25 protein-coding genes and 3 tRNA genes are annotated in these 24,789 nt (G+C 67.5%); 15 read left to right on the top strand and 13 right to left on the bottom strand.

Annotated features, from left to right (window positions below):
* Positions 1 to 199: 199 nt before the first annotated feature.
* The 9 genes from IAE41_RS16640 to IAE41_RS16680 all read right to left on the bottom strand — a co-directional run bounded on the left by IAE41_RS16640 (position 200) and on the right by IAE41_RS16680 (position 6,012).
* A tRNA-Arg gene (locus IAE41_RS16640) sits at positions 200 to 276 on the bottom strand.
* Between the two features lie 71 nt (positions 277 to 347).
* Positions 348 to 424: transfer RNA gene (locus IAE41_RS16645), tRNA-Arg, on the bottom strand.
* Positions 415 to 1,341, bottom strand: coding sequence for an alpha/beta fold hydrolase (locus IAE41_RS16650; RefSeq protein ID WP_200733877.1), 927 nt, complete (start codon positions 1,339 to 1,341; stop codon positions 415 to 417). Before IAE41_RS16650 ends, IAE41_RS16645 begins: the two co-directional genes overlap by 10 nt.
* Positions 1,338 to 2,147, bottom strand: a complete 810-nt coding sequence (gene thiD, locus IAE41_RS16655) for a bifunctional hydroxymethylpyrimidine kinase/phosphomethylpyrimidine kinase (RefSeq protein WP_200733878.1) — start codon at positions 2,145 to 2,147, stop codon at positions 1,338 to 1,340. The genes IAE41_RS16650 and thiD overlap by 4 nt, the downstream gene beginning before the upstream one ends.
* A 64-nt stretch (positions 2,148 to 2,211) precedes the next feature.
* On the bottom strand, positions 2,212 to 2,880 hold the full coding sequence (locus tag IAE41_RS16660) for a YoaK family protein (protein ID WP_200733879.1): 669 nt from the start codon (positions 2,878 to 2,880) through the stop codon (positions 2,212 to 2,214).
* 9 nt (positions 2,881 to 2,889) lie between these two features.
* Positions 2,890 to 3,399, bottom strand: a complete 510-nt coding sequence (locus IAE41_RS16665) for a hypothetical protein (protein ID WP_200733880.1) — start codon at positions 3,397 to 3,399, stop codon at positions 2,890 to 2,892.
* Positions 3,396 to 4,796 carry a PhoH family protein gene (locus IAE41_RS16670; protein ID WP_164074997.1) on the bottom strand — a complete coding sequence of 467 codons (1,401 nt, stop codon included), beginning with the start codon at positions 4,794 to 4,796 and terminating at the stop codon, positions 3,396 to 3,398. The genes IAE41_RS16665 and IAE41_RS16670 overlap by 4 nt, the downstream gene beginning before the upstream one ends.
* 84 nt (positions 4,797 to 4,880) lie before the next feature.
* Entirely contained in the window at positions 4,881 to 5,360 is a 480-nt protein-coding gene (locus IAE41_RS16675) for a peroxiredoxin (protein WP_200733881.1), read from the bottom strand.
* A 91-nt stretch (positions 5,361 to 5,451) separates the two neighbouring features.
* Complete coding sequence (locus tag IAE41_RS16680; RefSeq protein ID WP_025879444.1) at positions 5,452 to 6,012, bottom strand: glycine cleavage system protein R; 561 nt, start codon at positions 6,010 to 6,012, stop codon at positions 5,452 to 5,454.
* 163 nt (positions 6,013 to 6,175) lie between these two features.
* Here IAE41_RS16680 and dapA point away from each other — a divergent pair, with 163 nt between their 5' ends.
* On the top strand, positions 6,176 to 7,069 hold the full coding sequence (dapA, locus tag IAE41_RS16685) for a 4-hydroxy-tetrahydrodipicolinate synthase (RefSeq protein ID WP_200733882.1): 894 nt from the start codon (positions 6,176 to 6,178) through the stop codon (positions 7,067 to 7,069).
* Between the two features lie 32 nt (positions 7,070 to 7,101).
* A complete protein-coding gene (locus IAE41_RS16690; protein WP_079221481.1) occupies positions 7,102 to 7,617 on the top strand; it encodes a hypothetical protein in 516 nt (171 codons plus the stop codon).
* 130 nt (positions 7,618 to 7,747) lie between these two features.
* On the opposite strand, the gene fdxA is transcribed toward IAE41_RS16690, so the two are convergent.
* Positions 7,748 to 8,071, bottom strand: coding sequence for a ferredoxin FdxA (gene fdxA / locus IAE41_RS16695; RefSeq protein ID WP_079221482.1), 324 nt, complete (start codon positions 8,069 to 8,071; stop codon positions 7,748 to 7,750).
* A gap of 246 nt (positions 8,072 to 8,317) precedes the next feature.
* Between fdxA and xylB the strand changes: the two genes are divergently transcribed.
* Genes xylB through IAE41_RS16710 form a run of 3 tightly spaced genes read left to right on the top strand, consistent with a single transcriptional unit; the run spans position 8,318 to position 12,632 of the window.
* Positions 8,318 to 9,811 carry a xylulokinase gene (gene xylB, locus IAE41_RS16700; RefSeq protein ID WP_200733883.1) on the top strand — a complete coding sequence of 498 codons (1,494 nt, stop codon included), beginning with the start codon at positions 8,318 to 8,320 and terminating at the stop codon, positions 9,809 to 9,811.
* Between the two features lie 23 nt (positions 9,812 to 9,834).
* The gene (gene xylA / locus IAE41_RS16705) at positions 9,835 to 11,175 is read left to right on the top strand and encodes a xylose isomerase (RefSeq protein WP_200733884.1); all 1,341 of its coding nucleotides are present in this window, start codon (positions 9,835 to 9,837) and stop codon (positions 11,173 to 11,175) included.
* Between the two features lie 32 nt (positions 11,176 to 11,207).
* Positions 11,208 to 12,632 (top strand): sugar porter family MFS transporter, encoded by a 1,425-nt coding sequence (locus IAE41_RS16710; protein WP_200733885.1) that lies wholly within the window; start codon positions 11,208 to 11,210, stop codon positions 12,630 to 12,632.
* Positions 12,633 to 13,079: 447 nt separating this feature from the next.
* Here the strand turns inward: IAE41_RS16710 and IAE41_RS16715 are convergent.
* Positions 13,080 to 13,154, bottom strand: a tRNA-Glu gene (locus tag IAE41_RS16715).
* A gap of 49 nt (positions 13,155 to 13,203) precedes the next feature.
* On the opposite strand from IAE41_RS16715, the gene pcnB reads away from it, so the two are divergent.
* The 7 genes from pcnB to IAE41_RS16750 all read left to right on the top strand — a co-directional run bounded on the left by pcnB (position 13,204) and on the right by IAE41_RS16750 (position 19,598).
* On the top strand, positions 13,204 to 14,583 hold the full coding sequence (gene pcnB / locus IAE41_RS16720) for a polynucleotide adenylyltransferase PcnB (protein ID WP_200733891.1): 1,380 nt from the start codon (positions 13,204 to 13,206) through the stop codon (positions 14,581 to 14,583).
* Positions 14,584 to 14,586: 3 nt separating this feature from the next.
* Positions 14,587 to 15,072: a 2-amino-4-hydroxy-6-hydroxymethyldihydropteridine diphosphokinase gene (gene folK, locus IAE41_RS16725; RefSeq protein ID WP_200733886.1), complete on the top strand. Its 486-nt coding sequence runs from the start codon at positions 14,587 to 14,589 to the stop codon at positions 15,070 to 15,072.
* Between the two features lie 34 nt (positions 15,073 to 15,106).
* Positions 15,107 to 15,922: a 3-methyl-2-oxobutanoate hydroxymethyltransferase gene (panB, locus tag IAE41_RS16730; RefSeq protein WP_108759494.1), complete on the top strand. Its 816-nt coding sequence runs from the start codon at positions 15,107 to 15,109 to the stop codon at positions 15,920 to 15,922.
* On the top strand, positions 15,919 to 16,758 hold the full coding sequence (gene panC, locus IAE41_RS16735) for a pantoate--beta-alanine ligase (RefSeq protein WP_200733887.1): 840 nt from the start codon (positions 15,919 to 15,921) through the stop codon (positions 16,756 to 16,758). The genes panB and panC overlap by 4 nt, the downstream gene beginning before the upstream one ends.
* A gap of 117 nt (positions 16,759 to 16,875) precedes the next feature.
* The gene (gene panD / locus IAE41_RS16740; RefSeq protein WP_006432456.1) at positions 16,876 to 17,256 is read left to right on the top strand and encodes an aspartate 1-decarboxylase; all 381 of its coding nucleotides are present in this window, start codon (positions 16,876 to 16,878) and stop codon (positions 17,254 to 17,256) included.
* The gene (gene pgi / locus IAE41_RS16745) at positions 17,253 to 18,767 is read left to right on the top strand and encodes a glucose-6-phosphate isomerase (protein WP_200733888.1); all 1,515 of its coding nucleotides are present in this window, start codon (positions 17,253 to 17,255) and stop codon (positions 18,765 to 18,767) included. Before panD ends, pgi begins: the two co-directional genes overlap by 4 nt.
* 177 nt (positions 18,768 to 18,944) lie before the next feature.
* Positions 18,945 to 19,598, top strand: coding sequence for an HNH endonuclease signature motif containing protein (locus IAE41_RS16750; protein WP_200733889.1), 654 nt, complete (start codon positions 18,945 to 18,947; stop codon positions 19,596 to 19,598).
* A gap of 266 nt (positions 19,599 to 19,864) precedes the next feature.
* On the opposite strand, the gene IAE41_RS16755 is transcribed toward IAE41_RS16750, so the two are convergent.
* The gene (locus tag IAE41_RS16755) at positions 19,865 to 20,428 is read right to left on the bottom strand and encodes a response regulator transcription factor (RefSeq protein ID WP_005409063.1); all 564 of its coding nucleotides are present in this window, start codon (positions 20,426 to 20,428) and stop codon (positions 19,865 to 19,867) included.
* Complete coding sequence (locus tag IAE41_RS16760; RefSeq protein ID WP_079221490.1) at positions 20,425 to 21,651, bottom strand: ATP-binding protein; 1,227 nt, start codon at positions 21,649 to 21,651, stop codon at positions 20,425 to 20,427. Before IAE41_RS16760 ends, IAE41_RS16755 begins: the two co-directional genes overlap by 4 nt.
* A gap of 114 nt (positions 21,652 to 21,765) precedes the next feature.
* On the opposite strand from IAE41_RS16760, the gene ispG reads away from it, so the two are divergent.
* From ispG to IAE41_RS16775, 3 genes are all read left to right on the top strand, one after another.
* Complete coding sequence (gene ispG, locus IAE41_RS16765) at positions 21,766 to 23,031, top strand: flavodoxin-dependent (E)-4-hydroxy-3-methylbut-2-enyl-diphosphate synthase (protein WP_079221491.1); 1,266 nt, start codon at positions 21,766 to 21,768, stop codon at positions 23,029 to 23,031.
* Positions 23,012 to 23,761: a phosphatase PAP2 family protein gene (locus IAE41_RS16770; RefSeq protein ID WP_200733890.1), complete on the top strand. Its 750-nt coding sequence runs from the start codon at positions 23,012 to 23,014 to the stop codon at positions 23,759 to 23,761. The genes ispG and IAE41_RS16770 overlap by 20 nt, the downstream gene beginning before the upstream one ends.
* Positions 23,762 to 23,961: 200 nt before the next feature.
* Positions 23,962 to 24,609 carry a response regulator gene (locus IAE41_RS16775; RefSeq protein WP_079221493.1) on the top strand — a complete coding sequence of 216 codons (648 nt, stop codon included), beginning with the start codon at positions 23,962 to 23,964 and terminating at the stop codon, positions 24,607 to 24,609.
* Positions 24,610 to 24,789: the final 180 nt, after the last annotated feature.

Here is a 24,789-nt window from a genome sequence, read left to right on the forward strand (position 1 = left end):
CCCGAACGCCCAGCCGCCAGCGGCTGGGCCGGACCCCGGAGGGGGGGTTTAGGGCGTCCCCGCACACCCACAGTGCCCCGCCATCCCACGGAATGCCGCTTCGGCTTTTGAAGTTGACGTTGCCTCTGCAGGTGCAGGGCGCAGCCCTGCCGAAAACACAAAAAAAAACAGCAGGCCGGAGCCTGCTGTTTCGGTGTAATGGTGCGCCCGGAGAGATTCGAACTCCCGACCGCCTGGTTCGTAGCCAGGTACTCTATCCAACTGAGCTACGGGCGCGCGGTACACAATCAATTTTGTTACTACATTTTACTGCATCTTCCAGCGGCGGATGCTGGAAGCCTGTCGAGTGGTGCGCCCGGAGAGATTCGAACTCCCGACCGCCTGGTTCGTAGCCAGGTACTCTATCCAACTGAGCTACGGGCGCCCTGCGACAGGAGCGGAATTATGCGGATGTCGGCGGCTGCCGTCAACGCTTTTGTGAAAATTTTCATTCAACTGAATGAAAAAGTGCTCAGCCACGGCATCCGGCGCCTTCATCCAGGCGAAGTGATCCGCGCGCGTACCCAGTTCCTGCGCGGAAAGCACGCGTATGCGTGAGGCCACATTCGGCAGCTTCGCCAGCAGTGCCTGCATTGATCCGACGGGCGCGAACCAGTCATCGGCCATCAGTACCGCCTGCGCGCTGCCATGGATGCGCGTCAACTGCGCATCGAGGTCTTCGTGCATGCCGACGGCGGCGTAATGGTTGTTCAGGCCCACGCGTGCCCAGTCGGCGATCAGCCCGCGTGCTTCGGTGCCGCCAAAGCCGAGGCGGCGGCCGTGCAGTACCCCTTGCCGGCGCGCGATCCACGGCAGGAAGCGGTAGAACAGCGGCAGCAGCCAGCCGCGCGGCGGCGGAAACACGCGCCAGAACGGCGTGCCGCTGGCCGCCAACCACAGGCGCTGGAATCGATCCGCAGTGCGGCCGGCATGCAGGCAGGCCAGTTGCCCGCCCAGGCTGTGACCGCCGATGATCCATGGGAGCGCAGCCTCTTCTTCGTCTTCGCGGCCCAGCACGGCCTGGCTGGCCGGCAGGTCCTGTTCGAGGATTTCGCGGTAACCCCAGTCCGCCGTGCGCGAAGGGCGCAGGGAGCTGCTGCCGTTGCCGCGCCACTCATGCAGGTAGACGGCGATGCCGCGTGTGGCCAGTGCCTGCGCCAGTGGCACGTAGTGGCGTGCGGCCACGCCCAGTGCCGGCAGCCACAGCAGGCGTGCCAGTGGCCGTGGCGGCACGCAGGCGATGATTTCGTAACGGTGGCCATCGCCGCTGTCCACGGCGATCGTGCGCGGCGTATCGATCATGCGTGGGGTGCCGCGCCGAAGTGGTCCAGCACGAGCACCTCGCTGCGGCCGGGCGCGTACCCCTGCTGCAGGCCGCGTGCCACGTAGTCGATGCCGGCTTCGCAGGCGTTGGCCAGGCTGAGCCCGTTGCACAGCTGTGCGGCGATGGCCGAGGCCAGCGTGCAGCCGGTGCCGTGTGCATCCAGCGGCAGCCGTGCGTGGATGAATTCCTCGCTGCTGACGCCGTCGAAGTAGCGGTCGATCACCCGGTTGCCTTCGTGCAGGTGGCCCCCCTTCAGCAGGACGGCGCCGGCCCCCATGTCCAGCAGGGCGGCGGCAGCCTGCTCGGCCTGGTCGGCGTTGCTGATGCTGCGGCCGACCAGCAGTTCGGCTTCGGGGGTGTTGGGCGTGATCAGCGTGGCCAGCGGTATCAGCCGTTCGCGCATGGCCTGCAGCGCGCTGTCTTCCAGCAGGCGCGCGCCGCTGGTGGCGACCATCACTGGATCGAGCACCACGTGTGCCGGGCGGCGTTGTTCAAGCACGTCGGCGACGGTGTGGATCACCTCCGCATTGGCCAGCATGCCGAGCTTCACCGCGTGGATGTCGAAGTCATCGAAGCAGGCATCCAGCTGCGCGCGCAGGAAGGCGACCGGCGGCACGTGCACGGCCGTCACGCCGCGGGTGTTCTGTGCAGTCAGCGCCGCGATGGCGGACAGGCCGTGTACGCGATGCGCGGCGAAGGCCTTCAGGTCGGCCTGGATGCCGGCGCCGCCGCCGGAGTCGGAACCGGCGATGGTGAGGACGGAAGCGGGAGTGGTCGGGCTCATGCCTCGATTGTGCCGTGGTCCCGCCTGTGAAAGTAGATCCACGCCATGCGTGGATGCCGCCGGTTCAATGCCGCCAGCGCGCCCACTGCTGGTAGAGCACATAGACGATACCGGTCAGTCCGGTCAGCAGGGCGGGGGCGAGCAGGGCGTCGTAGCGGAAATGCATGAACAACCAGGCACCGAGAATGCCGCCGCCGAGGAAGCCGCTGATGATCAGCCCGCTCAGGGTCAGCCGGCGGACCTGCAGCGGCAGGCCGCGCAGCAGGTGGCCCAGGCCGATGCCGAGGTCGGTGAACATGCCGCTCAGATGGGTGGTGCGCACCACGGCACCGCTGAAGGTGGTGGCCATCGCGTTCTGCAGGCCGCAGGCCATGGCCGCGGCCAGCGCGCCCCAGATCTGCTGCTGCTCGAACAACGGAATGGCGACCAGCAGCAGCGCTGATTCGATCGCCAGGGCCACGCCGTAGCGCCGGCCCAGTTGCAGGGCGCTGTCCTGGATCAGCAGGCCGCTGAGCATCGCGCCCAGCGAGAAGGCGATCAGCAGGCCCCACAGATGGCCGACCGCGCGCCAGTCACCCTGGGCAATCGCCATGCCCAGCTGGCTGGTGCTGCCGGTCATGTGGCTCACCGCCTGGTGCTCGAAGCCCAGGAAGCCCACCACGTTGACCATGCCGGCCACACTGGACAACGCGACAGCGCCGATCCAGACCCAGGTGGGCAGGCGGATTCCCATGCCGCCGCCTCAGGGCGACGGCACTTTGCCGCCGTTGAACTGCAGGTCGCTGAAGCTGCCGGTGGCCGGGTCGTACACCGCGCCCCAGAACTGCCGGCCGCCATCGCAGACGCGGATTGCTTCGCGTGCGGGATTGGTGCTGGCATCTTCCGGCAGGTGGAAGGCGTTGATGTAGATCAGCTGCCGGCCGCCACTTTCGATGCCCACGTACTGGCGGTCGAAGTCCAGTACGTGCGGCACCTGTGCTTCCAGCGACGAGAGCTTCGCTTCCATCTGGTCCACCTGCTGCCGGCTCGGCGCCCAGTAGCCGCTCACCCGCCCGGCCTCGCGGCCGGGGCTGGTGCGCGAGCAGGTGTCCAGCACCTGCGCGGCGATGACGGGGCGGGTGACCACCCACGATTGGCCGGTGCGCTCGGCGGTCGGCACGCTGGCCGGGCCGCGCGTGGTGGTGCAGGCGGCCAGTGCGGCTGCGAGGGTGATCGCAGCCGTGGGCAGCAGCAGGCGGGTGGAACGGTTCACAACACCTCCGAAGCGTAATCGGCCAGGCGCGAACGTTCGCCGCGGCGCAGGGTGATGTGCGCACTATGCGGCCAGTTCTTGAAGCGGTCCACCGCGTAGGTCAGGCCCGAGGTGGTTTCGGTCAGGTACGGGGTGTCGATCTGCTCGACGTTGCCCAGGCAGACGATCTTGGTGCCGGGGCCGGCACGGGTGATCAACGTCTTCATCTGCTTCGGGGTGAGGTTCTGCGCTTCATCCAGGATCAGGTAGCGCGACAGGAACGTGCGCCCGCGCATGAAGTTCATCGAGCGGATCTTGATGCGGCTGGCCAGCAGATCGTTGGTGGCCTGGCGGCCCCAGGTGCCGCCTTCCTGGTTGTGGGTAAGCACTTCCAGGTTGTCGGTCAGCGCGCCCATCCACGGCGTCATCTTTTCTTCCTCGGTGCCGGGCAGGAAGCCGATGTCCTCGCCCACGCTGACCGTGGCGCGGGTCATGATGATCTCGCGGTAGCGCTGCTGGTCCATCGTCTGCGCCAGGCCGGCGGCCAGCGCCAGCAGGGTCTTGCCGGTGCCGGCGGTGCCGAGCAGGGTGACGAAGTCGATCTCCGGGTCCATCAGTGCGTTGAGCGCGAAGTTCTGCTCGCGGTTGCGCGCGCTGATGCCCCACACGGCGTGGCTGCCGTGGCGGAAATCATCGACCAGCGACAGCACCACCTTGCCATCGCCGACCACGCGGCTCACGCGCAGTTCGACCTCGTCTTCGCCGGGCAGGTAGACGTACTGGTTCGGGTACCACTCCTCGCCATCCTGCGCGAGGATCTCGTAATGCGTGCGGCCCTTGTCGCTCCAGCTGCGCAGGTCCTCGCCGTGGCGCTTCCAGAAGTCTTCCGGCAGTTCGGTGGCGCCGGTGTAGAGCAGGCTGAAATCGTCCAGCGCGCGGTCGTTCTCGTAGTCCTCGGACACGATGCCGGCGATGGCGGCCTTGATCCGCAGGTTGATGTCCTTGGAAACGAACACCACCGGCAGGTCGGGGGTTTCTTCCTTCAGCGCCAGGATCGCGCCAAGGATGGCGTTGTCCGGGATGACCTTGCCGAAGCTCTTGCCCGCATCGAAATGGCTGGTCTGGAAGCGCAGCTTGCCGGCGCTCTGCTTGCCGCGCAGCTGCAGGCCGTTGGGGCGCTCCAGCGCAATGCCGTCGGCCAGGTTGTCCAGGCCCGATTCCTGCACCAGCTCATTGAGGAAGCGGCTCACCTGGCGGGCGTTGCGGCTCGCTTCGGAGGTGCCCTTCTTGCCGTTGTCCAGCTCCTCGATCACCTGCATGGGCAGGTAGACGTCATGTTCCTCGAACTTGAACAGCGCGGTGGGATCGTGCATCAGCACGTTGGTATCCAGCACGTAGATGCGCTTGCCTCGGGTCATCGTCATTTCCTGGTTACGGACAGGGAAAAACCACCACGACCTGCTGCAGGGCAGGGTGGTGGCGGACACAGTGGGCGTTGGAACTCACTTGGATTGGGCGGCCTTCAGTTCGGCAAGTACGGCGTCGGCATGGCCGGCGACCTTGACCTTGCGCCAGGACTGCACGAGTTGGCTGTCGGGAGAAATCAGGAAGGTGCTGCGTTCGATGCCACGTACCTGCTTGCCGTACATGTTCTTCATCCTGATGACGTCGAAGGCGGTGCACAGCGCTTCGTCGGCATCGCTGATCAGCGGGAAGTTGAAACCCTGCTTGGCGCAGAAGTTGTCGTGCGACTTCACCGAGTCGCGGGAGACGCCGAGCACGATCGCGCCGGCCTTCTTGAATTCCGGCAGCAGCGCGTTGAAGTCGATGCCTTCGGTGGTGCAGCCGGGGGTGCTGTCCTTGGGGTAGAAGTACAGCACCAGCCACTGGCCTGCGTAATCGCCTAGGGTGGACTGGTCGCCGCCGGACAGTGCCAGCGGGAGGGAAAGGGTGGTGCTGTCCAGGGTATCGCCGTTGTTCATGAGGTCCTTCTGTCGAGCCTGGGTTGTTTCTACGACAATTGCATGAAACGCCACGCGCCCGTGAGAGGCGCGCGAAAATCCGCACGTCCGGTCAGAATTTCATCGGGTCCATGATCGCGTCCAGGTTCAGGTGGTCGCAGAACTCGAGGAAATCGTCGCGCAGCGCGGCGATGTGCATGTTGGCCGGCACGCCGATGGTGACCTGCGCGCTGAACATTTCAGCACCGGTCTGCATGGCGCGGTAACGCGTGCTCTGCAGGGTCTCGATGGTGATGCCCTGGCGGTCGAAGAAATCGGCCAGCTGGAACAGGATGCCCGGCTTGTCGGCAGCGATCACTTCGACGATGTACGGCAGCAGGTTGGACTGCGCCTGCTTGGCCTCGGTGCGGTACCAGACCAGCTTCAGGCCTTCCTCGCGCTCGAGCCGGGTCAGCATCGCTTCCAGCTTGGCCACCGAATCCCAGGAGCCGGTGGCCAGGGCGGTGACCGAGACATCGCGGCCGACCGTGGCCAGCCGAGCGTCCACCAGATTGCAGCCACTGTCGGCAATGCGGCGGGTGACGGACAGCAGGGGGGACTCCGGATGCGTCGTGTAGGCGTTGATCAGGAGGTGGTTTTCGCTCGGCGCGGGGCGCGGGGTGGTGTCGGTCAAGGCGATTCCGGGTAATGCATGGGTGAGTCTGAATGCCCGCCGGGGGCGGGAATCCACCGGTGTCCAGCATACTTGCCCGTGCTTTCGCGCCGCAAGTAACATTCAGGTGCCCCCGGCCTGTCGTGGCGGGCGTTTTCCCTCCCCAGCCAAGAGCAGCACGTCCTTGTCCCTTTCCGGCCTCATCACCGCGCTGGCGACCCCGTTCCGGGCCGACGGCTCCCTCGACCCCGACGGTTGGCAGCGCCTGCTGCACCTGCAGCTGGAGGGCGGCGTCCAGGGCGTCGTCGTTGCCGGCTCGACCGGCGAAGCAGCCACCCTGTCCGATGCGGAGTACGACCAGCTGCTGGCCAGCGCCGTCGAGCACATCGCCGGCCGCGTCCCGGTCCTGGCCGGCACCGGCCTGTCCGGCACCGCCAAGACCATTGAACAGACCCGCCGCGCCGCCGCGCTCGGCGCCACCCACGCCCTGGTGGTGACCCCGCCGTACGTGCGGCCCACCCAGGCCGGCCTGATCGCGCACTACCGCGCCGTGGCCGACCAGGGCGGCCTGCCGGTGGTGCTGTACAACGTGCCCGGCCGCACCGGCTGCGACATGCAGCCGGACACCGTGGCCGAGCTCGCCAGCCACCCGAACATCGTCGCCATCAAGGAAGCGGTGGGCGACATGGGGCGCGTGCAGGCCCTGCTTGCCCTGGCGGGTCCGGAGTTCGCCGTGCTCAGTGGCGATGACGGCACCGCCGCCCGCTCGATCCAGGCCGGCATGGCCGGGCTGATCTCGGTCGGTTCCAACGTGCTGCCCGGTGCCTACCGTCGCATGTGCGCGCTGGCTGCCGCCCACGAACATGACGCCACTGAATCCTGGGATGCGCGCCTGCAGCCGTTCCATGATTTCTGCGGTGTCGAACCCAACCCGATCCCGGTCAAGGCGCTGCTGCGCCGCATCGGCATCGGCCATGACCTGCGCCTGCCGCTGCTGCCGCTTTCGGCCGCACACCAGCCCGCGGCCGACCATCTCGCCGGCGACATCGCCGCCCTTGAAGCCCTTTCCAGCCACTGACCTGTTGTCGTGGCCTGATCCAGGAGATCCACATGCGTCAATCCGTTTCCACTGTCCGCGTGCTGTCCTACGCCCTGCTTGCCATCGCCGTCGCCGCCGGCACCACCGGTTGCTTCAAGCGTGGCGCCAAGGGTGATTACGCTCTGGCGCCCGAAATGCGTCCGCTGGAAGTGCCGCCGGATCTGAACGTCCCGGCCGGTGCCGGTGGCAACCAGGTGCCGGCGCTGAGCTCGGCCACCAAGCCGGCCGCTCCGGCCGCCGCCGCCCCGGCCGCTGGCAACAGCGGTTTCACCATCCCGGGCAGCAAGGAAGAGGCCTTCGGCAAGGTCGGCACCGCGCTGGAAGGCGTGGAAGGCCTGACCATCGCCAGCCGCGCGCAGCTGCTGGGTTCGTATGACGTGGCCTATGAAGGCAGCAACTTCCTGGTCCGCGTGGTCGCCGTCGATGCCGGTGCCTACATCTCCGCGGTCGACCCGCGTGGCCTGCCGGCCACCGCCGAAGCCCCGGTGAAGCTGATTGCCGCACTGAAGGCGAAGCTGGCGCAGTAAGCGCGGTCGAGGTTCCGCCGGGCATGGCCCGGCGCTACCTTCCGCTCTGGTAGACGCCAACCTTGGTTGGCGCCACCCACAAAAAAGGGCGCCCAGGGCGCCCTTTTTTCGTTGCTGCAGCAGGCGCGCCTCAGCGCTCCAGCAGCGGCAGCTTGTCCGGCTTGCCGTCCCACTCGCCAGCGTCGGCGGGCGGATCCTTGCGCACGGTCAGCACCGGCCACTCCTTGGCGAGCTCGGCATTGAGGCCCACGAACACTTCCTGGCCGGCCGGGACATCGTCCTCCGGGAAGATCGCGTTGACCGGGCACTCCGGCTCACAGAGGGTGCAGTCGATGCACTCGTCCGGGTCGATCACCAGGAAGTTCGGGCCTTCGTGGAAGCAGTCCACGGGGCACACTTCCACGCAATCGGTGTGTTTGCACTTGATGCAGTTTTCGGTGACGACAAAGGGCATAAGGGGGGAGGCAGATCCGTCTTCAAGCGGACAATTCTAGAACAGGTTGAACGCGCGCGCTGCCGTTGGGCCAACCGGCACCGTGCGCAGTGGCGATTCTGGACAGGTGGCGAGGGTGTGCGGCCACCGCGCAGCGGCACTTTGCGGCACTGCACATTGCCAAGCCGGGGAAGCCCCCGGCAGACTCGATGTCCATCGGTGGACAAATGACGGTGAAGCGGTGCGGATCGCAGGGACGGGCAGGGCATGAGCGTGTATCTGGGCATCGACGCCGGCACGCAGAGCGTGAAAGTGATCGCCTACGACGCGGCGGCGCGCGCGGTGCTGGCGCAGCAGGCCCGGCCGCTGGAGCTGTCGGCGACAGCCGACGGTGGCCGCGAGCAGAACGCCGCCGATTGGGTAAAGGCGCTGGTCGAGGCGATCCAGGCCCTGCCCGGGCCGGTGCGCGCGCAGGTGCGCGGGCTGGCGGTGTCCGGCCAGCAGCACGGCTTCGTGCCGTTGGGGCGCGACAACCGCGCGCTGGGCCCGGTCAAGCTCTGGTGCGACACCAGCACCAGCGCCGAATGCGAGGACATCACCGCCACCCTGGGCGGGGCGGCAGCGTGCATTGCCGAGGCGGGCAACGACCTGCGGGTGGGCTACACCGCATCCAAACTGCGCTGGACCCGCCAGCACCGGCCCGAGGTGGATGCGGCCCTGGACGGCATCGCCCTGCCGCACGACTACCTGAACCTGTGGCTGACCGGGCAGCGCTTCATGGAGGCCGGTGACGCCTCCGGCACGGGCTGGCTGGATGTGCGCCGGCGCGACTGGTCTCCGGCGATGCTGGCTGCCACGGATGAGCGGCGTGACCTGGCGGCGCTGCTGCCGCCGCTGGTCGGCCCGGAGCAGGGCTTTTCCCTGCTGCCGGCGGTCGCCGCACTGCTGGGGCTGCCGCCCGGCATCCGCGTGGCAGTCGGTGGCGGCGACAACATGATGGCGGCGATCGGCACTGGTGCGGTGCGCGAGGGGCGGCTGAGCATGAGCCTGGGTACCTCCGGCACGTTGTTCGCCTGGAGCGCCACGCCCTGCGTCGATGCGCAAGGGCGCTGGGCCGCGTTCTGCGCTTCCGACGGCGGCTGGCTGCCGTTGATCTGCACGATGAACTGCACGATCGCCACCGGCCAGGTCGCCGCGCTGCTGGGTCAGTCGCCCTCGCAGTGCGAAGACCTGCTGGCACAGAGCGCGCCGGGTGCCGATGGGCTGGTGATGCTGCCGTTCTTCAATGGCGAGCGCAGCCCCGACCTGCCACTGGCGCGCGGCGCCCTGCACGGGCTGGACCTGCACAACCTGACCCCGGCCAACCTCTACCGCGCCGCGATGGAGGGCGCCAGCTACAGCCTGCGGCTGGGCCATGACGCGCTGGTCGAAGGTGGCCTGCATGGGCAACGCCTGGTGCTGACCGGAGGCGGCGCCAACAGCCCGGCGTGGCGCCAGCTGATCGCCGACCTGTTCCAGCTGCCAGTGGTCGTGCCGGTGCAGGCCGAAGGTGCGGCCTTCGGTGCCGCGCTGCAGGCCCTGTGGCTGTGCGAAGGGCAGGGCCGGGCGCTGGCCGATCTGGTCGATGAGCACCTGCAGTTCGATGCCGCTCTGGCCGCCCAGCCCGATCCCGCGCGCGCCGCCGCCTACGAGGCCGGCTACCAGCGTTTCGTCCACCACCTGCAGGCGTTGACGCCGCTGTTCCAGCAGCGCCTGCCCTGATCCCGCAGAAGGAAGCATCGTCCATGGCAACCCCGTTCCATGTTGGTCAGCGTGAGTACTTCCCCGGCATCGGCCGCATCCCCTTCGAGGGCCGCGATTCCGACAATCCCCTGGCCTTCAAGGTCTACGACGCACAGAGGCAGATCGGCGGGCGCAGCATGGCCGAGCACCTGCGCTTTGCCGTGGCCTACTGGCACAGCTTCTGCGGCGCCGGCCAGGACCCGTTCGGGCCGGGCACCCGTGCCTACCCGTGGGACCACGGCGCTACCGCGCTGGCCCGTGCCGAGGCGCGCTGCGATGCGGCCTTCGAGTTCTTCACCAAGCTGGGCGTGCCGTTCTGGTGCTTCCATGACGTGGACCTGGCGCCGGACGCTGACGACATCGGCGAGTACCGCGCCAACCTCGCGCACATGGTCGAGCTGGCCGGCCAGCGCCAGCAGCAGACCGGCATGCAGCTGCTGTGGGGCACCGCCAACCTGTTCTCGCACCCGCGCTACATGAATGGTGCAGCCACCAACCCGGACTTCGCCGTGGTTGCGCGCGCGGCGGTGCAGGTGCGTGCGGCGCTGGAGGCCACCGTGGCACTGGGCGGCAGCAACTACGTGTTCTGGGGTGGCCGCGAAGGCTATGCCTGCCTGCTCAACACCGACATGAAGCGCGAACAGGCGCACCTGGCCCGGTTCCTTGCCGCGGCCCGCGACCATGGCCGCAGCATCGGCTTCCAGGGCACCTTCCTGATCGAGCCCAAGCCGATGGAGCCGATGCACCACCAGTACGACTTCGACAGCGCCACCGTGGTCGGCTTCCTGCGCGAGCACGGGCTGGACGGCGATTTCAAGCTGAACATCGAGGCCAACCACGCCACCCTGTCCGGGCATACCTTCGCCCACGACCTGCAGGTGGCTGCCGATGCCGGCCTGCTGGGCAGCATCGACGCCAACCGCGGCAACCCGCAGAACGGCTGGGACACCGACCAGTTCCCGACCGACCTGTACGACGCCGTCGGCGCCATGCTGGTCGTGCTGCGGCAGGGCGGGTTGGGCCATGGCGGCCTGAACTTCGATGCCAAGGTGCGCCGCGAGTCGAGCGACCCGCAGGACCTGTTCCTGGCCCATATCGGCGGCATGGATGCCTTCGCCCGCGGCCTGGAAGTGGCCCATGCGCTGCTGCAGGCCTCGCCGCTGGAGCAGTGGCGGCGCGAGCGCTATGCCAGCTTCGACCACGGCCCGGGGCAGGCCTTCGCCGCCGGCCAGCTCAGCCTGGACGACCTCTGCGCGCATGCGCAGCAGGCCGGCGAACCGCGCCAGCGTAGCGGCCGGCAGGAAGCCTATGAGAACCTGCTGAACCAGTACCTGCTGCGCTGAGCGGCCGGCCCACCCCTTTCGCGGAAGACCCAATGTCCACAGCGATTCCTGCAAACGCCGGCACGCGCGGCGAAAACACCGCCTTCATCGTCCTGATCAGCTGCGTGGCCACCCTGGGGGGCTTCCTGTTCGGCTTCGACAGCGGCGTGATCAACGGTACGGTCGACGGCCTGCGCCAGGCGTTCAATTCCAGCGAGGCCGCGCTCGGCTTCGAGGTGGCGTCGATGCTGCTGGGCTGCGCGATCGGTGCGTTCGTGGCCGGGCGCCTGGGCGACCTGCTGGGCCGGCGCAGCGTGCTGATCATTTCGGCGGTGCTGTTCCTGCTGTCGGCGCTGGGCGCGGGCGCGGCGCATGCCTCGTGGCTGTTCGTGGCCGCGCGCATGGTCGGCGGCTTCGCGGTGGGCGCGGCCAGCGTGATGTCGCCGGCCTACATCGCCGAAGTGGCCTCGGCGCGCTACCGCGGCAAGCTGGCCACGGTGCAGCAGATGGCCATCATCAGCGGCCTGTTCGCGGCGTTCCTCAGCAATTTCCTGCTGGCGCGCGCCGCCGGTGCCTCCACCGAGGTGCTGTGGCTGGGGCAGGAGGCGTGGCGCTGGATGTTCTGGATGCAGGCGATTCCGTCGCTGCTGTTCCTGGTGCTGCTGCTGGCCATCCCGGAAAGCCCGCGCTTCCTGGTGGCCAAGGGGCGCCAGGCGCAGGCCGAGGCGGTGCTGGTGAAGCTGTACGGTGCGGACGAGGCGCGGGCCAAGCGCAGCGAGATCGAGGGCAGCCTGGCCCAGGACCAGCACCGGCCGAGCTTTGCCGACCTGAAGGACAAGGCCACCGGCCGCCTGCGCAGCATCGTCTGGGTGGGTATCGGCCTGGCGGTGCTGCAGCAGCTGGTGGGCATCAACGTGGTGTTCTACTACGGCGCGGTGCTGTGGCAGGCGGTGGGCTTCTCGGAAAATGATGCGCTGCTGATCAACGTGCTGTCCGGTGCGCTCAGTATCGGTGCCTGCCTGGTGACGGTGCTGCTGATCGACCGCATCGGCCGCAAGCCGCTGCTGTGGGTCGGCTCGGTGGGCATGGCCGTTGCGCTGGCGCTGATGGTGGTGGCCTTTGCCAGCGGCAGCCTGGTGGATGGCAGGCTGCAGCTGTCCGACGGCATGGGCCGGCTGGCGCTGGTGGCCGCCAATGTCTACGTGGTGTTCTTCAACATGTCGTGGGGCCCGGTGATGTGGGTGATGCTGGGTGAGATGTTCCCGAACCAGATCCGCGGCTCGGCGCTGGCGGTGGCCGGCGCGGCGCAGTGGACGTCGAACTTCGCCATCACCGTCACCTTCCCGATGCTGCTGGCTGGCATCGGCCTGGCCGGCGCGTACGGCATCTACACCGTGGCGGCCTTCCTCTCGATCTTCTTCGTGGTCCGCTACGTCCGCGAAACCAAGGGCAAGGAACTGGAGCAGATGGAAGGCTGACGCGCTTCGGCTTCGGAGGCGCTGCGTTCGCGCCTCCCGGCTACGTGGGGGAGGGGGCAGGCCGCCCTCTCCAGGACACGCAAAATCCCCTCCATGGTGCTCGATGGCGCCATCCATGGCGCCAACGGTCCTGGAGAGGGCGGCCTGCCCCCTCCTGACAGTTTCATGGTGTGTGCGGCAGCTGCGGGCTGCTTGCCGATGGCTGCCGCAGTGCGCGATCAACTGTACGGAGACGGTGGGGTCACCCAGGCCAGGACCGCAGGCGCCATGGATGGCGCCTACGAGCCCCCATGGATGGGTTAACGGCGTGTCCTGGCCTGGGTGACCCCACCGGCTCATGCCGATAACAGGGAGGCGCCACAGCGACCAAGCACCCGCAGCCATCAAACCCCGGAAAACAGAAAAGCCCGCACGAAGGCGGGCTCTTTCGGTTCCTGCTGCGGCGACTGGTGCTCCCTAGGGGACTCGAACCCCTGTTTTAGCCTTGAGAGGGCCACGTCCTAACCACTAGACGAAGGGAGCAGTGTGTCGCTGCCGGGGCAGGAGCGCTAGTATATGCACCTCGATGCCATTGGGCAATCCCGAAACTTCAACCGGAAGCGCCAACATCATTTCCTCTGCTCCATCACCGTTCAGCCTGCGCGTCATCCCGCGCGACCAGCACACGATCTCCCGCAAGGACATCAGCCCCAATGCTTTGCGCGTGCTGTACCGCCTGCGCGATGCCGGTTTCGGCGCCTACCTTGTCGGTGGCGCGGTGCGCGACCTGCTGGTCAATGGCCGCCCCAAGGATTTCGACGTGGCCACCGACGCCACGCCCGAACAGGTCAAGCAGCTGTTCCGCAACTGCCGCCTGATCGGCCGCCGTTTCCGCCTGGCCCACGTGGTCTTCGGCCGCGAGATCATCGAAGTCGCCACCTTCCGCGCCAACAGCGATGACGGCAGCGGCGACCGCGAAATGGAAAACGGCATGCTCGTGCGCGACAACGTGTACGGCACCATCGAAGACGATGCCGTCCGCCGCGACTTCACCTGCAATGCCCTGTACTACGCCATCGAGGATTTCTCGGTGCGTGATTACACCGGCGGCTTCGAGGACGTGCAGGCACGCCTGATGAAGCTCATCGGCGACCCGGTGCAGCGCTACCAGGAAGACCCCGTGCGCATGCTGCGTGCGGTGCGCCTGGCCGCCAAGCTCGGTTTCCAGATCGAAGAAGGCACCGCCGCACCGATCCCGCACCTGGCCAACCTGCTCAACGAGGCCGCCCCGGCGCGCCTGTTCGAGGAAGTGCTCAAGCTGTTCCTGTCCGGGCACGGCGTGGCCAGCTTCGAAGGCCTGGAACGCTACGGTCTGTTCGACGTGCTGTTCCCGGAAAGCGGCAAGGCACTGAAGTCCAACCGCACCGGCGCGCTGCGCCGCATGCTGGTGGAAGGCCTGGCCAACACCGATGCACGCGTGGCCAACGACGAGCCGGTCTCGCCGGCGTTCCTGTTCGCGCTGCTGCTGTGGCCGGCCTACTGCCGCGCCCAGGCCAGCCTGCTCAAGCAGGGCGTGGCCCCGGAAGAAGCGCAGCGTCGCGCCGCCGACCGGGTCACCGTGCAGCAGCTGAGCACCATCGCCCTGCCGCGCCGCTTCTCGCTGCCGATGCAGGAAATCTGGCTGCTGCAGGCGCGCTTCAGCTCGCGCCAGCGCAAGCGCGTGTTCCGCACGCTCACCCACCCGCGCTTCCGCGCCGCGTTCGACTTCCTGGCCCTGCGCCAGGTCGCCTCGGCCGAGCACGAAGCCGACGTGGCGTTCTGGCGCGAAGCACAGGCGCAGTCCGGGCATGAGCTGGAATCCTCGCTGGATGCCATGCACACCGACGGTGGCGACGAGGAAGGTGGGGCACCGCGCAAGCGTCGCCGCCGTCGTCGTCGTACCGGTGCTGCCGGCGGCGGCGCTGCCGAGTAAGCCATGACCCTTGCCTGGATCGGCCTGGGGGCCAACCTGGGTGACGCGGCCAGCACCGTCCGCGCGGCCATCGCCGCGCTGGATGGGCTGCCCGGCACGCAGCTGCGGCAGGCGTCGCGCCTGTACGCCACGCCGGCCTGGGGCAATGAAGACCAGCCGCCGTTCGTCAATGCGGTGGCTGCGGTCGAGACCTCCCTGGCCGCCGGCGATCTGCTGCAGGCGATGCTGGCGCTGGAGCAGCAGTTCGGCCGCGTGCGCGATCCTGCCGTGCACTGGGGCCCGCGTGCGCTGGACCTGGACCTGCTGCTGTACGGCGCGCAGGTGCTGGACGAGCCCGGCCTGCAGGTGCCGCATCCGTACCTGCACGAGCGCGCCTTCGTGCTGGTGCCACTGGCCGAAATCGCGCCGCAACTGACAATTCCTGGCCATGGCCGCGTGCAGGATGCAGTGATGCGGCTCGATGCCTGCGGGATCGCGCCGATAGGGTGATAATGACCGGGTTATCTCCCCCGGTTATCAGCACATGAGCACCCACGCAGACAGCAAGCCCTGGACCGTTCCCGCCCTGGCCGAGGCCAAGCGCAATGGCCAGAAGCTGGTCATGTTGACCGCCTACGACGCTGGCTTCGCCCGCACTTTCGACGCCAATGGCGTGGACCTGATCCTGATCGGCGATTCGCTGGGCATGGTCGTGCAGGGCCATGATTCGACCCTGCCGGTGACGGTGGCCGACATGGTCTATCACACCCGTGCGGTGTCCCGCGTGCTGCAGCGTGCGCTGCTGGTGGCCGACCTGCCGTTCGGCGCCGACGCCACCCCGGAACGCGCGCTGGACGCTTCGCTGCAGCTGCTGCAGGCCGGTGCGGAGATGGTCAAGATCGAAGGTGCCGGCTTCAAGGTCGACATCGTGCGCTACCTCGTCGAGCGCGAGATTCCGGTGTGCTCGCACCTGGGCCTGACCCCGCAGTCGGTGCTGCGCCTGGGCGGTTTCAAGATCCAGGGCCGTGGCGATGCCGCGCGCCAGCTGGTGGAAGACGCCAAGGCCGTGGCCGCGGCGGGTGCAGCGTTGATCGTGCTCGAATGCATGCCGACCCCGGTCGCTGCTGAAGTGACCGCTGCCGTCGACGTGCCGACCATCGGTATCGGTGCCGGCCCGCACTGCGATGGCCAGGTGCTGGTGCTGCACGATTTCATCGGCCTGGACAGCGGCCACCGCCGTCCGAAGTTCGTCAAGGACTTCCTGGCCGAAGGCGGCTCGGTGGCCGGTGCCACCCGCGCCTACGCCGACGCCGTGCGCGACGGCAGCTTCCCCGACGAACAGCACGCCTACGCCCAATGATCCAGACCTTCAACGAGCTCGGCGCGCTGCGCGAGCAGATCGCGCAGTGGAAGCAGCAGGGCCTGCGCGTGGCACTGGTGCCGACCATGGGCAACCTGCACGGCGGCCACCATTCGCTGGTGAGCCTGGCGCGCCAGTATGCCGACAAGATAGTGGCCAGCATCTTCGTCAACCCGACCCAGTTCGGGCCGAACGAGGACTTCAGCCGCTACCCGCGCACGCCCGAGGCCGACGTGGCCGGGCTGGAGCAGGTCGGCTGCGATGCCGTATGGCTGCCCAGCGTCGAGGCGATGTACCCGCTGGGCGTCGAAAAGACCACGCAGATGCACGCCCCGGGCGTGAGTGAAGTCCTGGAGGGCGCCAGCCGCCCGGGCCACTTCGATGGCGTCTGCACGGTTGTGGCGCGCCTGTTCCTGCAGGTGCAGCCGGACGTGGCCGTGTTCGGCCGCAAGGATTACCAGCAGCTGGCCGTGATCAAGCAGATGGTGGCCGAGCTGTCGTTCCCGATCCAGATCGTCGGTGCCGAGATCGTGCGTGACGACGATGGCCTGGCCAAGAGCTCGCGCAACCAGTACCTGGACGCCAGCCAGCGCCCGCTGGCGACCACCCTCCACCGCACCCTGCTGGGCATGCGCGAAGGTTACGTGGCCGGGCAGGCGCGCGCGCAGATCGAGGCTGATGCCACAGCCGCGCTGCAGGCCGCCGGCTTCCAGGTCGACTACGCAGTGCTGCGCACCCCCGAGCTGGCCGAGCCGACCTTCGACGGCGGTGGCCGGGTGGCGCTGATCGCCGCCCGCCTGGGCAGCACCCGGTTGATCGACAACCTGGAATTCTGAGTTCCGCCCGCAGGAGCGCCGGGCCTGGCCCGGCGCTACCTGAACGGGTTGCCGGCTGTGATGCCCCGCGCTGCGCGGGTGCTAGAATCCCCGCTTTCCTTTGCGTTGTGCCGTGCCATGCATCTGTCCCTGCTGAAGACCAAGATCCACCGCGCCACCGTCACCCATTCCGAGCTGAACTACGAAGGCTCGATCGCCATCGACGACAACCTGCTGGCTGCCACGGGCATCCGCGAGTTCGAGCAGGTGCACATCTGGGACGTGACCAACGGTGCGCGCTTCTCGACCTACGCCATCCGTGCCGAAGCCGGCAGCGGCGTGGTGTCGCTCAACGGTGGCGCTGCACGCCACGTGCAGGTCGGTGACATCATCATCATCGCGGCGTTTGCCAGCATGACCGAGCAGGAAGCCGACAGCTTCAAGCCGAAGCTGGTGTACGTGGACGGCAACAACCAGATCACCCACACCAACGACACGATCCCGACCCAGGCCGCATGACAACGAACAACGGATTCGACTCGCTGCATTCCCACGCCCAGCGCCTGAAGGGCGCAAGCATCCCCAGCCTCCTCGCCGCCGAACCCGGCCGCGTGCAGGACCTGGCGCTGCGGGTCGGTCCGTTGTACGTCAACTTCGCCCGGCAGAAATACGATGCCGCGGCGCTGCAGGCGTTGCTGGCACTGGCCGCCGACCGTGATGTCGGCGGTGCCATCACCCGCCTGTTCCGTGGCGAGCAGGTCAACCTGACCGAAGGCCGCGCCGCACTGCACACCGCGCTGCGCGGCGATGTGGTCGATGCGCCGGTGGCGGCCGAGGCCTATGCCACCGCGCGCGAAATCCGCCAGCGCATGGGCGTGCTGGTCCGCGCGCTGGAAGACAGCGGCGTGACCGACGTGGTCAGCGTGGGCATCGGCGGTTCCGATCTGGGCCCGCGCCTGGTGGCCGATGCGCTGCGCCCGGTCAGCGGTGCACGCCTGCGCGTGCATTTCGTGTCGAACGTGGACGGCGCCGCCATGCAGCGCACGCTGGCCGCGCTGGATCCGGCAAAGACCGCTGGCATCCTCATTTCCAAGACCTTTGGTACCCAGGAAACCCTGCTCAACGGGCAGATCCTGCACGACTGGCTGGGTGGCAGCGATCGCCTGTACGCGGTCAGTGCCAACCCCGAGCGCGCGGCCAAGGCCTTCGCCATTGCCGCCGATCGCGTGCTGCCGATGTGGGACTGGGTCGGGGGCCGCTATTCGCTGTGGTCGGCCGTTGGTTTCCCGATCGCGCTGGCAATCGGCTTCGAACGTTTCGAGCAGCTGCTGGACGGCGCCTCGCAGATGGACGCGCACGCGCTGGATGCGCCGCTGGAGCGCAACCTGCCGGTGCTGCACGGCCTGACCGACATCTGGAACCGCAACGTGCTGGGCCATGCCACGCACGCGGTGATGACCTACGACCAGCGCCTGGCGCTGCTGCCGGCCTACCTGCAGCAGCTGGTGATGGAAAGCCTGGGCAAGCGCGTGCAGCGCGATGGCCAGCCGGTCACCACCGACACCGTGCCGGTGTGGTGGGGCGGGGCGGGCACCGATGTGCAGCACAGCTTCTTCCAGGCGCTGCACCAGGGCACCAGCATCATCCCGGCTGATTTCATCGGCTGCGTGCACAACGATGATCCGTACACGGTCAACCACCAGGCGCTGCTGGCCAACCTGCTGGCGCAGACCGAGGCGCTGGCCAACGGCCAGGCCAGCGACGACCCGCACCGTGATTACCCGGGCGGTCGCCCGAGCACGCTGATCCTGCTCGATGCACTGACCCCGCAGGCGCTGGGCGCCCTGATTGCCATGTACGAACACGCCGTGTACGTGCAGTCGGTCATCTGGAACATCAACGCCTTTGACCAGTTCGGCGTCGAGCTGGGCAAGCAGCTGGCCAGCGGCCTGCTGCCGGCACTGCAGGGCGAGGATGTGGCGATTGCCGATCCGATGACCCGCGAGATCCTGGCGCAGCTGAAGGGCTGATGCTCTGGTAGTGCCGGCCGCTGGCCGGCATCCAGGCGATGCTTCTTTCTGTAGAGCCGAGCCATGCTCGGCTATAACGTGCGCGGTACTTCTATGGTTGCCGGCCTGCGGTCAGCGATTTGATGGCATGTTCCTGGTCCGTTTTGGCATCAGACGAGAAGACGTGGAGTCCAATCGATGAATAGCGGTGTTGTCGAATTCAATGGCGATGAGTCCGAATATCTGAATTGGTTGAACGAGAATCCGACGGGATTCGTGGTGAACACCACGCGATCAATGTCCCCCGCATACTTTCTGCTGCACCGTGCGAATTGCAAGGCGATCAGTAGCCAAACTTCTGGCAAGAAGTTCACCAGCAGGAACTACATAAAAATATGTGCTGGTCGGGTTGCGCAACTTCGTGTGTACATGGAGGCGCGTAAGCGTCGAAATTTTTCGGGGTATTGCGGCAGCTGCAATCCAGGGTCTGCAGACGCAGATTTTGAAATCGATCAATTCGACAGTGAGGTAGCCAAGGCGCTGAAGGATGGTGCTGCGGCGCGTGCCAAGCGTCTGAAGCTTGCATGCAAGAAGCCGGATCAAGTTCAGGTCGTTGTTACGCAGTTCAAGCGGAATCCTGATGTTGTAGCTGAGGCTCTGTTCCGAGCCGATGGACGTTGCCAGTGTTGCGGCAATCCCGCGCCGTTCAACCGCACGAAGGATGGCAGCCCCTATCTTGAGGTTCATCATCGCAAGCGGTTGGCCGATGGCGGGGAAGACAGTGTCGAGAACGCGATTGCTCTGTGCCCGAACTGTCATCGCCAACAGCATTTCGGTGAGAAGACGATTTGACGAGCTGCGCGGACCGCAATCCCAACTGATGCTGCGATCGGACGCGCTTTGGGTGAGTGAGAGCGCTGGTTGCAGGAGTCAGCGCCAACAACGCTTGCGAGCGCTCGGATTGTGACGGTCAGGACAGCCGGCTGGCCATGCCCGGATGTCAGGTTCGCGTAGTCGAGCATGGCTCGACTCTACAAGTCGGTAACGCCGGGCCATGCCCGGCGAACGTGAAGCCTGCCCGGCAGCGCCGGGCCATGCCCGGCGGATACGACGCCGCGTCAGCGGCTCGGGTCGCGTTCCGGGCTTGGCCGCTTGGCCAGCTTGCGCTGCAGCGAACGCCGGTGCATGCCCAGCAGGCGCGCAGCGGCCGATACATTGCCGCCGGTCTCGTGCATCGCCTGCTGGATGTGCTCCCACTGCAGGCGGCTGATCGGCGTCATCGCGTCGGGCACTTCCATTTCGCCGTCGTCGGCCGGGCCATCATCTTCCTCGCCCAGCGCGCGCAGGATCATCGGCACCGTGGCCGGCTTCGGCAGGTAATCATCCGCACCCAGCTTGATCGCCTCCACCGCGGTGGCGATGCTGGCGTAGCCGGTCACCAGCAGGATCCTCATGTCCGCGCGCAGGGCGCGCAGCGGCTGGATCAGCGCCAGGCCCGAATCGCTGCCCAGTTTCAGATCGATCAGCGCGAACGCCGGCGGGTGCTGGCGGGCCAGCGCCAGCGCGCTGGCGGCATCCTGCGCCGTCTGCGTTTCCAGCCCCTTGCGGGCCAGGCTGCGCTGCAGGGTGCGCAGGTACAGTTCGTCGTCGTCGACCAGCAGGCCGAGGGTTGAGGCGCTCATGGGGTTTCCTCGCGTGGAGCCAGTGGCAGGCGGAAGCCGACGCGGCTGCCGGCCCCCTGGGCCGGGCGCATCCACATTTCGCCGTGCAGGCGTTCGATGGTGGCATGGGACAGGGCCAGCCCCACGCCCATGCCTTCACTCTTGCTGCTGCCGAACAGCTTGCCCGGCAGCACGGCGGCGCGCGCGTTGAAGCCGTGGCCGTAGTCGCGCACTTCGCCGATCAGGTCCTCGCCGTCTATGCGCAGCTCCAGGTCCACGCGTGGCCGGCCGGCCTGTTCGCCGGCATCGGCGGCATTGTTCAGCAGCACCATCAGCAGGTGGCCCACGCCGGGGTCGAGCGGCAGGCGCAGCGGCGCGTCGTCGTTGCGGTGCAGGTCGATGGTCGGGCGCACCAGCCGCCATTGTTCCAGCACCTGCTGGGCGCTGGAGTGGCTGCGGCCCGGGCCATCGGTGGTGGCCGGCGCAGCCAGCGCCAGCACGCGCTCGCGGCATTGCACCAGCAGTTCGCGCAGGGTTTCCATGTCCTCGCGCACTTCCGGCTCCTCGCTGCGCTCAGCCACGTCATCGGCCAGCAGGGTCATGGTCGCCAGCGGGGTGTTCAGTTCGTGCGCCACCGAGGCGGCGTGCGTGGCCAGGGCGACGATGCCTTCATTGCGGGCAAACCGCTCGCGCAGCGCGGACAGTTCCAGTTCGCGCACGCGCAGGGCCATCGCCAGGCGGGTGGAGAAGGTCAGCACCACCGCCGCCGACAGCAGGAAGTTGGCCACCACGCCCCAGCGGTTGAGGTCCACCGTATGGAAGTAGCCGGTCGGCAGCGGCTGCCCGAACAGGCCGCTGGCGGCGTAGCCGAGCAGGCAGGCGGTGGCCACGGCCAGCGCCCAGCGCAGGGGCAGGGCGAAGGCGGCCAGCGCGATCAGGATCAGGAACAGCGAGCCGAACGGGTTGGCGATGCCGCCGCTCCAGCCGACCATCCACGTCAGGATGATCACATCGACCAGGATATGGCCGAAGGCGGTCAGGGGTGCGGTGTCATCCGGTTCCGGGCGCAGCTGCGTATACAGGTTGAACACGGCCAGCACCGCGACGCCCGCCCACAGCGGCAGCTGCGGCAGCGGCAGGCCCAGCACCCACGTGGCGACCAGGATCGTCGCGGCCTGGCCGGCCACGGCCAGCCAGCGCAGGCTGCAGAGGGTGCGTAGGAAGGGGGCGTCGGGACCGGTCATTCCCGACCATCGTATGCGTTCACCGGGCAACCTGCCTGCGACAATCGGCCGCAGACGTGCCGATGGCTGAATGGGAATCGCCCGGAATGCAGGGCCGGGCGGTAGAATGCGCCCATGCACGACGCCGTCACCCGCCCGACCCAACCCTCCGATGCCACCGCCTGGTCCCGTCGCCAGACCCATGCCGTCCAGATCGGCGGGGTCACCGTAGGTGGCGGCAAGCCCGTGGTGGTGCAGTCGATGACCAATACCGACACCTCCGACGTGGCCTCCAGCGTGAAGCAGGTGGCCGAGTTGTGGCGGGCCGGTTCGGAAATGGTGCGCCTGACCGTCAACACCGTGGAAGCGGCTGCGGCCATCCCGCGTATCGTCGACAAGCTGGCGATGATGGGCATCGACGTACCGCTGATCGGCGACTTCCACTACAACGGCCACCAGCTGCTGACGGCCGAGCCGGCCTGTGCCGAGGCGCTGGCCAAGTACCGCATCAACCCGGGCAACGTCGGCTTCGGCAAGAAGAAGGACCTGCAGTTCGCCCAGCTGATCGAGTTCGCCATCCGCTACAACAAGCCGGTGCGCATCGGCGCCAACTGGGGCTCGCTGGACCAGGCCCTGGCGGCGAAGCTGATGGACGAGAACAACCATCGCGAACAGCCCTGGGACGCCGGCCGCGTGCTGCGCGAGGCGCTGATCCGTTCGGCGCTGGATTCGGCCGAGCAGGCGGTGGAGATCGGCCTGCCGCGCGATCGCATCATCCTCTCGGCCAAGGTCAGCGGCGTGCAGGAACTGATCGCGGTCTACCGCGATCTGGCCCAGCGTTCGGATTTCGCCCTGCACCTGGGCCTGACCGAAGCCGGCATCGGCAGCAAGGGCATCGTCGCCTCGGCGGCAGCGCTGAGCGTGCTGCTGCAGGAAGGCATCGGCGACACCATCCGCATTTCGCTGACCCCCGAGCCGGGCCAGTCGCGAACGCAGGAAGTGATCGTCGCCCAGGAACTGCTGCAGACCACCGGCCAGCGTGCGTTTACTCCGCTGGTCACCGCCTGCCCGGGCTGCGGCCGCACCACGTCCGAGTTCTTCCAGGAACTGGCCAAGGTGGTGCAGAACCACGTCCGCGAGAAGATGCCGGTCTGGAAGGTGCAGCACCCTGGTGCGGAGAACATGACCCTGGCGGTGATGGGCTGCATCGTCAACGGGCCGGGCGAGTCGCGCCACGCCAACATCGGCATTTCCCTGCCGGGTACCGGCGAAACGCCGGCCGCGCCGGTGTTTGTCGATGGCGAGAAGAAGGTGACCCTGCGCGGCGACAACATCGCCCAGGAATTCGTTGCCCTCATCGACGAATACGTCGAACAGAAGTATGTCCGGATCGCCGGGTAAGCCGGCGATCCTGGCCGCGCCGGAACCGGCGTCCGGCTTCCGACACTGGATGGGGCGCAACGCGTGGCGCCTGGTGCTGCTGTTTGCCGGTGTGCTGCTGCCGCTGGCCGGCTTCGTCGCCCTGGCCGACGAGGTGCACGAGTTCGAGTCGTTCCATTTCGATGCCCCGCTGCTGTGGCAGATGCACGGGTTGCATTCGCCGTGGCTGGACCGGTGCTTCGTGCTGCTGTCGAAACTGGGTTATGAGTGGTTCCTGATCCCGGCCGACGTGCTGATCGTCGGTGCGCTGCTGTGGCGGCGGCGATGGCGCGAGGCGACCTTCGTGGCGGTGTGCTTCGTCGGCTCGGCGCTGCTGAACCTGGGCAGCAAGCAGTTCTTCCAGCGTGACCGCCCGAGCCTGTGGGAATCGATCGCGCCCGAATCAACGTTCAGCTTCCCCAGTGGCCATGCGATGGGCACCATGACCCTGGCCGCGACCCTGGTGCTGCTGGCCTGGAACACCCGCTGGCGCTGGCCGGTGCTGGTGCTGGCGCCGCTGTTCAGCCTGCTGGTCAGCCTTTCCCGGGTCTACCTGGGGGTGCATTACCCCTCCGATATCCTCGCCGGATGGTGTGCGGCGCTGGTTTGGGTGGTAGGGTGCTATCTGGTCATGTTCAGTCGCCGGCAACCCTGGCGACACCGCGGTTCGCCGCCAGCAGCGGCCAGCGAAGCGATCGCAACAGGGGAGTGACGTGGATGCCCCTCCGGGGACGTCCATGAAAGAGCAGGTTGTTTCGTTGTAACGGGTTCTGTGGGACAGGGGGCTACATCGATGTGCGAAGAATGTGATGCGCAAGGCAGAACGCCGTTTTTGCGCAGTCGTCGTGCTTGCGATGGTCGGATGCCCTGCCTAGCGTGGCCCGCAATGGCCGCATTCGAAGAGGTACGTGAATGACGATTCGAGTCTACCTGGTGGACGACCACGCGCTGGTCCGCACCGGTATGAAGATGATCCTGTCGGGTGAAGCCGACATCGAGGTGGTGGGCGAAGCCGAGACCGGCGAGGACGGCCTGCGCGAGATCCGCCAGCTGCTGCCGGACGTGGTGCTGTGCGACCTGCACCTGCCGGGCGTCAGTGGCATGGAAGTGACCGAGCGCATCGTACGTGGACACCGTGCCACGCGCGTGGTGATCGTCTCCGTGCTGGAAGATGGCCCGCTGCCGAAGCGCCTGCTGGAAGCGGGCGCGGCCGGTTACATCGGCAAGGGCTGTGACGCGCAGGAGCTGCTGCGTGCGGTTCGTGACGTGGCTGCCGGCCGCCGTTACCTCGGCACCAGCATCGCGCAGAACCTTGCGCTGTCCACGGTGGAAGGCAATGCCTCGCCGTTCGACACGCTCTCGCCGCGCGAGCTGGAAGTGGCGCTGCTGCTGACCCAGGGCCTGCGCCAGGAAGACATCGCACGGCGGCTCAGCCTGAGTGCGAAGACGGTGAACACGCACAAGGCGCGGTTGTTCGAGAAGATGGGGATCAGCGACAACATCGCGTTGGCGCGCATGGCCAGCCAGTACGGGCTGGTGGATCCGGCGCGGCCGCTGTAACGGGTTTCGGCCAACGGCGAAGCCCCTCGCGGTGGTGGTGCGGTTGGATTTCTGGGGTTGGCCCTGAGGAGGGGACCGCGGAATGAAGAAGGAAGGGTAGAGCCGAGCCCATGCTCGGCTGCTTTTCCGGTCCGCTGGCGCGGAGCCGAGCGTGGGCTCGGCTCTACGCCTGTACCGGGG

Source organism: Stenotrophomonas sp. S39 (assembly GCF_016624665.1).
GTDB lineage: Bacteria > Pseudomonadota > Gammaproteobacteria > Xanthomonadales > Xanthomonadaceae > Stenotrophomonas.

What these genes read in the sequence shown, in the direction of transcription:
- IAE41_RS16760 (WP_079221490.1), bottom strand. Translation starts at nt 21,651, where the DNA reads ATGACCGGTCCCGACGCCCCCTTCCTACGCACCCTCTGCAGCCTGCGC.
- IAE41_RS16775 (WP_079221493.1), top strand. Translation starts at nt 23,962, where the DNA reads ATGACGATTCGAGTCTACCTGGTGGACGACCACGCGCTGGTCCGCACC.
- IAE41_RS16670 (WP_164074997.1), bottom strand. Translation starts at nt 4,796, where the DNA reads ATGACCCGAGGCAAGCGCATCTACGTGCTGGATACCAACGTGCTGATG.
- pgi (WP_200733888.1), top strand. Translation starts at nt 17,253, where the DNA reads ATGACAACGAACAACGGATTCGACTCGCTGCATTCCCACGCCCAGCGC.
- xylA (WP_200733884.1), top strand. Translation starts at nt 9,835, where the DNA reads ATGGCAACCCCGTTCCATGTTGGTCAGCGTGAGTACTTCCCCGGCATC.
- fdxA (WP_079221482.1), bottom strand. Translation starts at nt 8,071, where the DNA reads ATGCCCTTTGTCGTCACCGAAAACTGCATCAAGTGCAAACACACCGAT.
- IAE41_RS16755 (WP_005409063.1), bottom strand. Translation starts at nt 20,428, where the DNA reads ATGAGCGCCTCAACCCTCGGCCTGCTGGTCGACGACGACGAACTGTAC.
- xylB (WP_200733883.1), top strand. Translation starts at nt 8,318, where the DNA reads ATGAGCGTGTATCTGGGCATCGACGCCGGCACGCAGAGCGTGAAAGTG.
- thiD (WP_200733878.1), bottom strand. Translation starts at nt 2,147, where the DNA reads ATGAGCCCGACCACTCCCGCTTCCGTCCTCACCATCGCCGGTTCCGAC.
- IAE41_RS16770 (WP_200733890.1), top strand. Translation starts at nt 23,012, where the DNA reads ATGTCCGGATCGCCGGGTAAGCCGGCGATCCTGGCCGCGCCGGAACCG.
- IAE41_RS16750 (WP_200733889.1), top strand. Translation starts at nt 18,945, where the DNA reads ATGAATAGCGGTGTTGTCGAATTCAATGGCGATGAGTCCGAATATCTG.
- IAE41_RS16650 (WP_200733877.1), bottom strand. Translation starts at nt 1,341, where the DNA reads ATGATCGATACGCCGCGCACGATCGCCGTGGACAGCGGCGATGGCCAC.
- panB (WP_108759494.1), top strand. Translation starts at nt 15,107, where the DNA reads ATGAGCACCCACGCAGACAGCAAGCCCTGGACCGTTCCCGCCCTGGCC.
- ispG (WP_079221491.1), top strand. Translation starts at nt 21,766, where the DNA reads ATGCACGACGCCGTCACCCGCCCGACCCAACCCTCCGATGCCACCGCC.
- folK (WP_200733886.1), top strand. Translation starts at nt 14,587, where the DNA reads ATGACCCTTGCCTGGATCGGCCTGGGGGCCAACCTGGGTGACGCGGCC.
- IAE41_RS16675 (WP_200733881.1), bottom strand. Translation starts at nt 5,360, where the DNA reads ATGAACAACGGCGATACCCTGGACAGCACCACCCTTTCCCTCCCGCTG.
- panD (WP_006432456.1), top strand. Translation starts at nt 16,876, where the DNA reads ATGCATCTGTCCCTGCTGAAGACCAAGATCCACCGCGCCACCGTCACC.
- IAE41_RS16710 (WP_200733885.1), top strand. Translation starts at nt 11,208, where the DNA reads ATGTCCACAGCGATTCCTGCAAACGCCGGCACGCGCGGCGAAAACACC.
- panC (WP_200733887.1), top strand. Translation starts at nt 15,919, where the DNA reads ATGATCCAGACCTTCAACGAGCTCGGCGCGCTGCGCGAGCAGATCGCG.
- IAE41_RS16660 (WP_200733879.1), bottom strand. Translation starts at nt 2,880, where the DNA reads ATGGGAATCCGCCTGCCCACCTGGGTCTGGATCGGCGCTGTCGCGTTG.
- IAE41_RS16690 (WP_079221481.1), top strand. Translation starts at nt 7,102, where the DNA reads ATGCGTCAATCCGTTTCCACTGTCCGCGTGCTGTCCTACGCCCTGCTT.